Source organism: Streptomyces sp. NPDC060198, from assembly GCF_042728415.1.
GTDB lineage: Bacteria > Actinomycetota > Actinomycetes > Streptomycetales > Streptomycetaceae > Streptomyces.
Map to the genome: position 1 here is coordinate 1 of NZ_JBHWZJ010000244.1, position 10,954 is coordinate 10,954.

At 72.4% G+C, this 10,954-nt stretch carries 11 protein-coding genes; 5 read left to right on the top strand and 6 right to left on the bottom strand.

Features of this window, described 5'->3' with window-relative positions:
• Positions 1 to 75: 75 nt before the first annotated feature.
• Together ACFWEP_RS24680 and ACFWEP_RS24685 are read right to left on the bottom strand one after the other, a co-directional pair.
• Positions 76 to 570 carry an ATP-binding protein gene (locus tag ACFWEP_RS24680; RefSeq protein WP_387372967.1) on the bottom strand — a complete coding sequence of 165 codons (495 nt, stop codon included), beginning with the start codon at positions 568 to 570 and terminating at the stop codon, positions 76 to 78.
• A 190-nt stretch (positions 571 to 760) separates the two neighbouring features.
• Complete coding sequence (locus ACFWEP_RS24685) at positions 761 to 1,129, bottom strand: STAS domain-containing protein (RefSeq protein ID WP_387372969.1); 369 nt, start codon at positions 1,127 to 1,129, stop codon at positions 761 to 763.
• 303 nt (positions 1,130 to 1,432) lie between these two features.
• Here ACFWEP_RS24685 and ACFWEP_RS24690 point away from each other — a divergent pair, with 303 nt between their 5' ends.
• Entirely contained in the window at positions 1,433 to 2,440 is a 1,008-nt protein-coding gene (locus tag ACFWEP_RS24690) for an RNA polymerase sigma factor SigF (protein WP_387372971.1), read from the top strand.
• A gap of 84 nt (positions 2,441 to 2,524) precedes the next feature.
• Here the strand turns inward: ACFWEP_RS24690 and hutI are convergent, their stop codons facing one another.
• The 4 genes from hutI to hutU all read right to left on the bottom strand — a co-directional run bounded on the left by hutI (position 2,525) and on the right by hutU (position 8,094).
• Positions 2,525 to 3,697: an imidazolonepropionase gene (gene hutI, locus ACFWEP_RS24695; protein ID WP_387372973.1), complete on the bottom strand. Its 1,173-nt coding sequence runs from the start codon at positions 3,695 to 3,697 to the stop codon at positions 2,525 to 2,527.
• An 88-nt stretch (positions 3,698 to 3,785) separates the two neighbouring features.
• Positions 3,786 to 5,123 (bottom strand): formimidoylglutamate deiminase, encoded by a 1,338-nt coding sequence (locus ACFWEP_RS24700; protein ID WP_387372975.1) that lies wholly within the window; start codon positions 5,121 to 5,123, stop codon positions 3,786 to 3,788.
• The gene (locus tag ACFWEP_RS24705) at positions 5,114 to 6,364 is read right to left on the bottom strand and encodes an allantoate amidohydrolase (RefSeq protein ID WP_387372977.1); all 1,251 of its coding nucleotides are present in this window, start codon (positions 6,362 to 6,364) and stop codon (positions 5,114 to 5,116) included. Before ACFWEP_RS24705 ends, ACFWEP_RS24700 begins: the two co-directional genes overlap by 10 nt.
• Entirely contained in the window at positions 6,361 to 8,094 is a 1,734-nt protein-coding gene (gene hutU / locus ACFWEP_RS24710; RefSeq protein ID WP_387372979.1) for a urocanate hydratase, read from the bottom strand. Before hutU ends, ACFWEP_RS24705 begins: the two co-directional genes overlap by 4 nt.
• A gap of 612 nt (positions 8,095 to 8,706) precedes the next feature.
• On the opposite strand from hutU, the gene ACFWEP_RS24715 reads away from it, so the two are divergent.
• The 4 genes from ACFWEP_RS24715 (at position 8,707) to ACFWEP_RS24730 (ending at position 10,896) form a co-directional block, all read left to right on the top strand.
• Positions 8,707 to 9,120, top strand: coding sequence for a hypothetical protein (locus ACFWEP_RS24715; RefSeq protein WP_328721334.1), 414 nt, complete (start codon positions 8,707 to 8,709; stop codon positions 9,118 to 9,120).
• 50 nt (positions 9,121 to 9,170) lie between these two features.
• A complete protein-coding gene (locus tag ACFWEP_RS24720; RefSeq protein ID WP_387372984.1) occupies positions 9,171 to 9,914 on the top strand; it encodes a transcriptional regulator in 744 nt (247 codons plus the stop codon).
• A 38-nt stretch (positions 9,915 to 9,952) separates the two neighbouring features.
• Complete coding sequence (locus tag ACFWEP_RS24725; protein ID WP_328721332.1) at positions 9,953 to 10,411, top strand: roadblock/LC7 domain-containing protein; 459 nt, start codon at positions 9,953 to 9,955, stop codon at positions 10,409 to 10,411.
• A gap of 110 nt (positions 10,412 to 10,521) precedes the next feature.
• Positions 10,522 to 10,896 (top strand): hypothetical protein, encoded by a 375-nt coding sequence (locus ACFWEP_RS24730; protein ID WP_387372982.1) that lies wholly within the window; start codon positions 10,522 to 10,524, stop codon positions 10,894 to 10,896.
• Positions 10,897 to 10,954 lie beyond the last annotated feature (58 nt).

The window sequence follows — 10,954 nt, forward strand, 5'->3', positions numbered from 1 at the left end:
CGAGTGATCGGTGCGGCGGCCCTCCGCCGTTTCCGTGGTTGCGTCCCGCCGTCGTTTCCGTGGTCCGGGCCGCCGCTACGCGGGTGGTGCGGCCAGCTCCGCCCAGACGGTCTTGCCGGGTGCCTCGGGGACGCGCAGCACGCCCCAGTCGAGACAGAGCCGCTGCACGATGAACATGCCGTGACCGCCGGGCCGTCCGGCCCGGTGCGGGGTACGGGGCGTCGGCTGTCCGGCGCCGTTGTCGGTGACCTCGATCCGCAGCACCTTGGAGGTGGCTCCTATCCGGAGCTCCTCGGGCCCGCCGGCGTGCAGGCAGGCATTGGTGACCAGCTCGGAGACGACCAGCAGGACGTCCTCGGCGGCGGCGCGGCGGTCGGCGCCCTCGGCCGGCAGCCAGCCCCATTCGTGCAGGGCCTGTCGTGCGAAGTCACGGGCCATCGGGACGATGCCGGTGGCCTCGCGCAGAGAGAGGGTGCGCCACTGCCGGTCGGCCGGGACGGCCGCGGACGAGTCCGCTCCGTCCGGCTCGCGGCCGAGGCCGCCCGGCGGATGCTGCCGGGTGGTGCTCATCAGCGCTTCACCTCACCGATTCACCGTGTCGCCATCGAACAGATACAGGTCAGATTCTTGGGTGCGGGCTCCTGCTGGTCCGCCGGACCTTCTCCTGCCCGGCGGGGCCTCGACAACACCCGCTCCGGCCAGGAGATCGCGTGACGTGTGGGACACACGGGTCGGCCGGAGGTGTGGAGAGAGGGGCACCTCAGGTGCCCATGGCGTCTTGGACCGTGGCGTGGACGGTGAAGACCGCCTCGGCGCCGGTGATCTCGAAGACCCTGGCGACGACGGGCCGCATGCCGGCCAGGTGGACCTCCCCGCCGGCCTCCTCCGCCTGGAGTCGTGCGCCGAGCAGGACGTTCAGCCCGGTGGAGTCGCAGAACTCGAGCCCGGAGCAGTCGACGACCAGGCGCACCCGGCCCTGCTCGACAGCCTTCTCCAGAGGTTCACGCAGCAGATCGGCGGTGTGGTGATCGAGCTCACCCACCGGCGTCACGATCTCGCTGCCGCCCTCCGTCCGGGTCTCGACCTGAAGTCTTCCCCGGTTCGTACTGCCGACCGTCCCGCGGTCCATGCCGTCCCTCTTCACCGTTGGTCAGTGGGGCCTTGTGCGGCGTGACCGCCGCCCACATTCCTGATGTCCGCGCACTTGGCGGACATGCGCGAAACATTACGCGTTCCGTCCCTCCCGCGGTAGCGGGAGATATCAACAAACCGGACATAACGCGTAATTGGAGCTTGTCACTCCCGCCACCGAGCAGGTAAGGGTAGAGGGACACCTGCTTCATCCACCCCTTACCGGCTTCGGAGGCGCCGCTTCACCGCAGCAGCACTGAACGGCTTCGGCAGTCCTATGCCGAGACACTGGAGGAGAACCATGTCACCCCGGCTCGACGGTTCGCGTACCCACGACGCGGCGTCGGCATGTCCTCAGGGACCGACCAATTCCGACTCCCCCGCCGCCGGCGCCCTGCCCGGCCCGCGCAAGAGCTCCGACGGCGACGCAGCCGCAGGCACCACCTCAGCCGCCCCCACCGGCGAGAAGGCCCCCACCGGCGAAGAGGTCCCCATCGGCGACGGCCTCGAAGGACTTCCCGAGATCCCCTCCCCCGCGACCGTCGGAGCGCTCGACGCCCGCGCGCTGTCGAAGACGCTCTTCGAGCGGCTCGACACCCTGGAGGAGGGCACCCACGCCCACGCGTACGTACGCAACACCCTGGTCGAGCTGAACCTCGCCCTCGTCAGGTTCGCCGCCTCGCGGTTCCGTACCCGCAGCGAACCGATGGAGGACATCGTCCAGGTCGGCACCATCGGGCTGATCAAGGCGATCGACCGGTTCGAGCTGAGCCGGGGCGTCGAGTTCCCGACCTTCGCCATGCCGACGATCATCGGTGAGATCAAGCGCTTCTTCCGCGACACCAGCTGGGCCGTGCGTGTACCGCGCCGCCTCCAGGAGCTGCGGATCGACCTGGCCAAGGCGGGCGACGAACTGTCGCAGCGGCTGGACCGGGCGCCGACCACCGGCGAACTCGCCGAGCACCTCGGGCTGACCCGCGAAGAGGTCACGGAGGGCCTGACGGCGAGCAACGCCTACAGCGCGGGCTCGCTGGACGCCCAGCACGACGACCACGAGAGCGAGGGCTCCCTGGCGGACCGCATCGGCTACGAGGACCACGGCTTGGAGGGGATCGAGTACGTCGAGTCCCTCAAGCCCTTGATCGCCTCGCTGTCGGAGCGCGACCGTCTGATCCTCTCGCTGCGGTTCGTCACCAACCTCACCCAGTCCGAGATCGGCGAGGAGCTGGGGATCTCCCAGATGCACGTCTCCCGCCTGCTCTCGCGGACGCTGGTCCGGCTCCGCGAGGGGCTGACCGTGCAGGAGTGACCGTGTCCTGAGCAGTCCTCGCGGGTGGCCGTCCGGAGTTTTCGGGCGGCCACCCGTGCGTCCCCTCACGGGACGGCAGGCTCCTCACACCACGCGGACGCCGCGCCGCCAGACCCCGGCGGCCAGCGGGACGCCCGGCCGGTAGGCGAGGTGGACGTGGCTGGGCGCGTCGAGCATCAGCAGGTCGGCGCGGGCGCCCGGGGCGATCCGGCCGACGTCACCGCGGCGCAGGGCGGCGGCCCCGCCCGCGGTGGCGGACCACACCGCCTCGTCGGGGGTCATGCCCATGTCCCGTACGGCGAGGGCGACGCAGAACGCCATCGAGGAGGTGAAGGACGAGCCCGGGTTGCAGTCGGTGGAGAGGGCGACGGTGACGCCCGCGTCCAGCAGCCGCCGGGCGTCCGGCCATTCGGCGCGGGTGGAGAACTCGGCCCCGGGCAGCAGGGTGGCGACGGTGTTCCCCGTGGCGAGGGCGTCGACGTCCGCGTCGTCGAGGTGGGTGCAGTGATCGGCGGAGGCCGCGTCCAGCTCCACCGCGAGGCGCACGCCGGGTCCGTGGCCGAGCTGGTTGGCGTGCACCCTCGGCAGCAGGCCCTTGGCCTTCCCGGCGGTGAGGACCGCGCGGGCCTGGTCCTCGTCGAAGGCGCCCCGCTCGCAGAAGACGTCGATCCACTTGGCGTGGGGGGCGCAGGCGTCGAGCATCGGGCCGGTGACCAGCGCGACGTAACCGGCCGGGTCGTCCTCGTACTCGGGCGGCACCACATGGGCTCCGAGGAAGGTGAGTTCGTCGGTGAGTCCGGCGGCCAGGCGCAGCGCGCGGGCCTCGTCCGCGACGGTGAGGCCGTAGCCGGACTTGGTCTCCAGGGTGGTGGTGCCCTGGCGGAGCGCCTCGTCGAGATGGCGTACGAGCCCGGCCGCGAGCTCCTCGTCGGTGGCGGCACGAGTGGCGGCGACGGTGGTACGGATGCCCCCGGCGGAGTACGGGCGCCCGGACATCCGGGCGTTGAACTCCTCGGTGCGGTCGCCCGCGAAGAGCAGGTGGGAGTGGGAGTCCACGAACCCCGGGAGCACGGCCCGGCCCCCGGCGTCGACGGTGCGGTCGGCGGCCGGTGCCGCGTGGGACTCGCCGGTCCAGGCGACGCGGTCGCCGTCGATGACGACGGCCGCGTCCCGGATCAGGCCCAGCGGGGTGCCGTCTCCCTGGCCGGGGTCGTTGGTGACCAGGCCGGAGATGTGGGTGAGGACGGTGCTCGTCATCGGGGGCTGCTCCAGTCGCGTTCCGGGTCGGGCCTCGTGGGTGTCAGTCGCGCAGGTGTCAGTCGCGCGGGTGTCAGTCGCGCGGGTGTCAGTCGCGCAGGGCGGCGATGGCGTCGGCGAGCGCGGCGGGCACGTCCTCGATCAGGGTGTGCCGACCGTCGCGCACCAGGTGGCGCCCCGCCACCACGGTGTGGCGCACGTCCGCGGCGGTCGCCGCGAAGACGGCGGCCTCGGCGGCCAGCCGGTCCACCGGCCCGGCGGTCCTGACGGAGTCCATGGCGACGGTCGTCAGGTCGGCCGGGGCTCCGGCGACGATGCTGCCGCCCTCCGGCCTGCCGAGGGCCGCGTGGCCGGTGGCGGAGGCCGCGCGGAGCAGGGCGGCGGCCGTCCAGTGGCCCCGGATGTTCGTCCGCAGCCGCTCGTTGAGCTCCATCGCGCGCGCCTCCTCGAAGAGGTCGATCACGGCGTGGCTGTCGCTGCCGAGGGAGACCGGGGAGCCCGCGCGGTGCAGGGCGACGGCGGGGCCGATGCCGTCGGCGAGGTCCCGTTCGGTGGTGGGGCACATGCAGGTGCCGGTGCCGGAGGCGCCGATCAGTGCGATGTCCGCGTCGGTGAGGTGGGTGTGGTGGATGCCGGTGGTGCGGGGGCCGAGGACGCCGTGGTCGGCGAGGAGCCGGGCGGGGGTCCGGCCGTGGGCGGCGAGGCAGGCTTCGTTCTCCGCGGTCTGCTCGGAGAGATGGACGTGGAGCGGGGCGGCGCGGTCGGCGGCCCACTGGGCGACGGTCTCCAGCTGGTCGGCCGGGACGGCCCGGACGGAGTGGATGGCGGCGCCGATCAGGGCGTGGCCGCCGCTCCGGAGCGCGGCGGCGCGTTCCGCCCAGGCGTCCGCGGTGGTGTCGGAGAAGCGGAGCTGGTGCCGGTCGGGTTCCTTGCCGAACCCGGCCGCGAGGTAGGCGGTGTCGAGCAGGGTGATGCGGATGCCGGCCTCGTCGGCGGCGGCGATGAGCGCCTCGCCCATCGCGTTCGGGTTGTCGTAGGGGGTGCCGCCGGGGCCGTGGTGCAGATAGTGGAACTCGCCGACCGCGGTGATGCCCGCGAGGGCCATCTCGGCGTAGGTGGCGCGGGCGAGGGCGTGGTAGCTGTCCGGCGTGAGCTTTGCGGAGATCCGGTACATCCGCTCCCGCCAGGTCCAGAAGGTCCCCGAGCCCACCTGCGTGGTGGAGCGCAGGGCCCGGTGGAAGGCGTGCGAGTGGGTGTTCGCCAGCCCCGGCAGGGTGAGGCCGCGCAGCACGACTCCGCCGGGCGGCGGGGTCGCGGCGCCGGTGCGGACGGCGGTGATCCGCCCGTCCGCGACGTCGAGGGCGACTCCCGGTTCGACGTGGGTGCCGAGCCAGGCGTGGGAGAGCCAGTACGTCGTCACCTGCATGCGAGACCCTCCAGTACGTCGGCGAGTGCGGCGACCCCGGCCGCGCAGTCCTGCTCGGTGGCGTGCTCGGCCGGCGAGTGGGAGACACCGGTGGGGTTCCGTACGAACAGCATGGCGGTCGGCACGGAAGCGGACAAAATACCCGCGTCGTGTCCTGCCCCCGTGGCGAGGGAGGGGACGGGCCGCCCCGGGCGGTCCGGCCGGTCACCGCCCAGCAGGCGGGCGAGTTCGTCGCGCAGGGCGTGCTGGAACTCGACCACGGGCGTGAACGACTCGCGTACGACCTCCAGCTCGACGCCCGCCCGTCCGGCGTACTCCCGGGCGGCCCGCTCGACGGCGGCGGTGACGGTGTCGAGGCCGGCGGCGTCGGCGGCGCGCGAGTCGAGCCAGCCCCGGACGAGGGACGGCACGGCGTTGACCCCGTTGGGCTCGACGGCGACCTTGCCGAAGGTGGCCAGGGCTCCGGCGAGTCCGGCCTCCCGTCGGGCGGCGAGGACGGTCTCGGCGTAGGGCAGCATCGGGTCGCGGCGGTCGGCGAGGAGGGTGGTCCCGGCGTGGTTGGCCTCGCCCCGGAAGTCGTACCGCCACCGGCCGTGCGGCCAGATGGCGGAGGCGATCCCGACGGGGTCGCCGGTACGGTCCAGGGACCGCCCCTGCTCGACGTGGAGTTCGACGAACGCGCCGATCCGGGCGAGGCGTTCGGGGTCCGGGCCGATCGCGTCGGGGTCGTACCCGGCGGCCTCCATCGCGCGGGGCAGGGTGGTGCCCCCGGCGTCGGTGAGCCGGTGCGCCTGCTCGCGGGTGAGCCGGCCGGCCGTCAGCCGGGAGCCGGTGCAGGCGAGTCCGAAGCGGGCGCCCTCCTCGTCGCCGAAGTTGACGATCCCCAGTGGGCGCGTGAACTCCGCTCCCCGGTGCCGGAGTTCGTCGAGCGCGGCGAAGGCGGAGACCACCCCGAGGGGCCCGTCGAAAGCGCCGCCGTCCGGTACGGAGTCCAGGTGCGAGCCGGTGACGACGGCGTCCCCCGCACGGGGGTCGCCGAGCCAGGCCCACTGGTTGCCGTTGCGGTCGGTCTCGTGGACGAGCCCGCACGCCCGCGCCCGGTCGCGGAACCACGCCCGGCAGTCGGCGTCCGCCTCCGTCCAGGCGTAGCGGCGGTAGCCGCCGGAGGCGGGGTGGCGGCCGAGCGGGGCGAGCTCCCGCCACATCTCCTGGAAGGACGACGCGCCGTCCCGGCCGGTCATCGGGCGTCCGGGCCGGTAGCGGTGCCGGTCTCCCCCGGGGCGTCCGCGTCGGCCGTGAAGCCCTCGTCCGCACCGTCGCCCTCGCGCATGGGGACACGGACCCCCTTCTCCCCGGCGACCCGTTCGGCGCCTTCGTACCCGGCGTCGACGTGGCGGATGACGCCCATGCCCGGGTCGTTGGTGAGCACCCGGCGGATCTTCTCCCCGGCCAGCGGGGTGCCGTCCGCGACGGTGACCTGCCCGGCGTGCAGGGAGCGGCCCATGCCGACCCCGCCGCCGTGGTGGATCGAGACCCAGGACGCCCCGGAGGCGACGTTGACCATGGCGTTCAGCAGGGGCCAGTCGGCGATGGCGTCCGAGCCGTCGAGCATCGCCTCGGTCTCCCGGTACGGGGAGGCCACCGAGCCGCAGTCCAGGTGGTCGCGGCCGATGACGAGGGGGGCGGCGAGTTCACCGCTCGCGACCATGTCGTTGAAGCGTTCCCCCGCCCTGTCGCGTTCGCCGTAGCCGAGCCAGCAGATCCGGGCGGGCAGGCCCTGGAAGTGGACGCGCTCACCGGCGAGTTCGATCCAGCGGCGCAGCGACTCGTTCTCCGGGAAGAGGTCGAGCATCGCCCGGTCGGTGCGGTGGATGTCGGAGGCCTCCCCGGAGAGGGCCGCCCAGCGGAACGGTCCCTTGCCCTCGCAGAAGAGCGGCCGGATGTAGGCGGGGACGAAGCCGGGGAAGTCGAAGGCCCGTTCGTACCCGGCGAGCTTGGCCTCGCCCCGGATGGAGTTGCCGTAGTCGAAGACCTCGGCCCCGGCGTCCATGAAACCGACCATCGCCTCCACGTGCCGGGCCATCGACTCGCGGGCCCTGCGGGTGAAGTCGGCGGGCTTCTCGGTGGCGTACGCGGCCATCGCGTCGAACTCGACGCCGAGCGGCAGGTACGCCAGCGGGTCGTGGGCGCTGGTCTGGTCGGTGACGATGTCGATGGGCGCGCCGGCGGCGAGCAGTTCGGGCAGGATCTCGGCCGCGTTGCCGAGCAGTCCGATCGAGAGCGGCCTGCGGGCGTCGCGGGCCTCGGTGGCGAGTGCGAGGGCGTGCGCCACGCTGTCCGCCCGTACGTCGAGGTAGCGGTGTTCGATCCGGCGCTCGATGGCGCGCGGGTCGCAGTCCACGCAGATCGCGACGCCGTCGTTCATGGTGACGGCGAGCGGCTGGGCGCCGCCCATGCCGCCGAGTCCGGCGGTGAGGGTGATGGTCCCGGCGAGGGTGCCGCCGAACCTCTTGGCGGCGACCGCGGCGAAGGTCTCGTAGGTGCCCTGGAGGATGCCCTGGGTGCCGATGTAGATCCAGGAACCCGCGGTCATCTGGCCGTACATGGTGAGGCCGAGCGCCTCCAGACGGCGGAACTCCTCCCAGTTCGCCCAGTCGCCCACCAGGTTGGAGTTGGCGAGCAGCACCCGTGGGGCCCACTCGTGGGTCTGCATCACGCCGACCGGGCGGCCGGACTGGACGAGCATCGTCTCGTCCTGCTTGAGGGTGCGGAGCGTGCGGACCATGGCGTCGTAACTGCGCCAGTCGCGGGCCGCCTTGCCGGTGCCGCCGTAGACGACCAGCTTGTCGGGGTGTTCGGCGACCTCGGGGTCCAGATTGTTCTGGAGCATGCGCAGGGCGGCCTCCTGCTGCCAGCCCAGGGTGCTCAGTTCGGTGCCGCGCGCGGCCCTGACGGGCCGGGGTCCTGACATGGTGCGCCTCCTCGTGCTCCCGGCGTGCGTCCCGGGCCCGGCGGCCCGGGAGATTTACGGCAGGGCCTGCGGGGTCCCGGCCGCGCATCATCCATTCACATCCTGGTGTGATGAATAGTTCTAGTCAACGGTGGGTGCCGGACACACCCGGAGGGACGCGCCGGAGCCGTACGGCGAATGGCGCCGGAGGGGTGCGCAGGGGCGCCCGAGGGGCCCGCCGGAGGAGCACCGGCCGAGTTCCCGGCGAGAGCGCAGCGACCCTGGACCGGCCGGAAAAAGCTGACACGTGACACACGGAAGCCGGTCGGACGGACTCTGCAACGTTCAAGCCAATCGGCGCTTTTTGGACACCAACAACTTTTGTCTCCGCACCCTTCGGACACAAAGAGGCGGATACCGCTGAGAACCGGAACAGACCGATCAATCATCCGTCCGGCCTTCCGTCCACAACCGTCCCTTTGTCAGACTTCTCCCCCACACCTTCTCCTCAATTCCCTTACGTGGCCTGCCGCATGTACCACTGGAAAATGCCAAACCACCACCCGGGGCCAGCCACGGTGCGTAGCCTCAAGCTCACAGCTCCGTACACCATTGCCTGGAGGGGAAGCCGCGGTGCCGGGAATCGACGAGTGCCTGCTCGAAGTCATGAGGCTGCCCGGAGCCCGGGGCGCCGCGGTCGTCGACTGGACGAGCGGCCTCGCCCTCGGCACCATCGGCGACTCGCCCAACGGCGACCACGAGGCCACCGCCGCGGAGACCGCCGAGGTGGCCCGGATGGCTGCCGAGCAACCCGCTTTCACCCTCAGCCCGTACACCGACGGGCGGACGGACGGGAACGGCCGCGGCGGACTTCCGGTGGAGGACGTCATCATCACGACGCACACCGGGTACCACGTGATCCGCTTCGTGGAGACGGTCTTCGACAGCAGCGTCTTCCTCCATCTCTGGCTGGACCGGACCGACGGCAACCTCGCCCTGGCCCGGATACGCCTGGGCGAGCTGGCCGAGCGGCTGGTCCTGGCGTGAGCATCAGGACGACCGCCCCCGAGGTGGACCAGGCAGCCGTCCTGTCGCCGATGCTCCAGCGGCTCGCCGCCGAACGGGCCACCGGTGCCCTGATGCGCGACCGCGGCACGCTCTACCTCGCCGACGGGAAGGTGGTGCACGCGGAGAGCCCGTCCACCCCCGGCATCGACGTCCTGCTCACCACGGGCGGGGCCCTGCGCCACGAACGCTGGTGGGACGCGGTGGCCCAGGCGGGGGCCGGGCAGCGGGTCGGCCGCTACCTGGTCGACAGCGGCCATGTTCCGGGCGGGGCACTGGAGTTGTGCCACCTGGGCGCGCTCTACGACGCCGCCTTCTTCGTCCTCGCCCCCACGCGTACCCCGACCAGGTTCCGGTACGGCGTGTCCCACTGGATCGGGCCCGTCCGGCCCGTCGCCGTGGGCGCCGTCGAGCGCGAGACGCTCCGGCGCCGGGAGCTGCTGGACCGGATCTGGCCGGACGCCCTGACCGACAGCTCCCCCCTCGTACGCGCCGCGCACCCCATGGACGCCCCGGTGCCGTCGCGCCAGCGGCACGTCCTGGAGCTGGTCGACGGCGTACGGACGGCCTCCGACATCGCGCAGGTCCTGGGCCGTTCGGCCTTCCACACGCTGGTCGACCTGCGGAGGCTCGCCGCCGCCGGACTCGTCGAGCCCGTCCGTAAACAGGTGCTGCCGGGGGCGGCCGCGCCCGGCCGGATCGCGCTCCCCGATGTCACGTCCGACCCGGACGTCGCTCTGCTGCGCCGGCTCCGAGATGCATTGGAGGCCTTGTGATACGCGCGCTCAGACAGCGTGCCGGGAGGAGACAGCTGATGGTGCCCGAGGCTGAACTGCAGGACGTCCTCGACGAACTCCAGCGGCTACGGGCCCGGGTGCCCCTCATCGGCGGTGCGCTGGCCGCCAGTACCGACGGTCTGGTGCTGGCCCACGACACCCCGGGCGTGGAGGCGGAAGGGGTCGCCGCCCTGACGGCCGCCGCGCTCGGCGTCGCGATCAGGATGACGGAGGCGACCGGCCGCGCCGGCTTCCGCGAACTCCTGGTCCGGGGCGAGTCCGGTTACATCGCGACGTACGCCGCGGGCTCCTCCGCCGTACTGACACTGCTCGCCGAGGACCGCATCAACGTCGGCCGCCTCCACCTGGAAGGCCGCAGGGCGAGCGCCCGGGTCGGGGAACTCGTCGACTCCGCCCTGGACCGCGTCGAGCGGACCCCGCCCCCGCCGCCGGCCCGTCCCCCGCAGAACCGCGCACTGCCGCAACGCCCCGTGTAGGGCGGCCGGACCGGGCCGGGGCGCCCCCACACTCCACAGCCAGGAACAGAACCATCACACAGAAGAGGATCCGGTCGTCCCGACCGGTCAGGGAAAGGAAACGAGCACTCATGGCCAACACCGAAACCGCGCTCAAGGAAGCGATGACGTCCATCGAGGGAACCCTCGGTGTCGCTCTCGTCGACTACACCAGCGGCATGGCTCTGGGCACCCTCGGCGGCGGCAAGGACTTCAACCTCGAAGTCGCGGCTGCCGGAAACACCGACGTCGTCCGCGCCAAGCTGCGCACCATGGAGCACCTCGGCCTCAAGGAGGAGATCGAGGACATCCTGATCACGCTGAGCGGTCAGTACCACCTGATCCGGCTGCTCAAGACCCGTGGCAGCAACGGGCTCTTCCTCTACCTCGTCCTCGACGCCAACCGCGCCAACCTCGCGATGGCCCGCCACCAGCTGAAGCGGATCGAGTCCGATCTGGAGGTCTGAGGACCGCCTCGCGGCACCTGAGAGAGCGCCGCTGCCGCCCGTCGTCGCAGGACGGGCG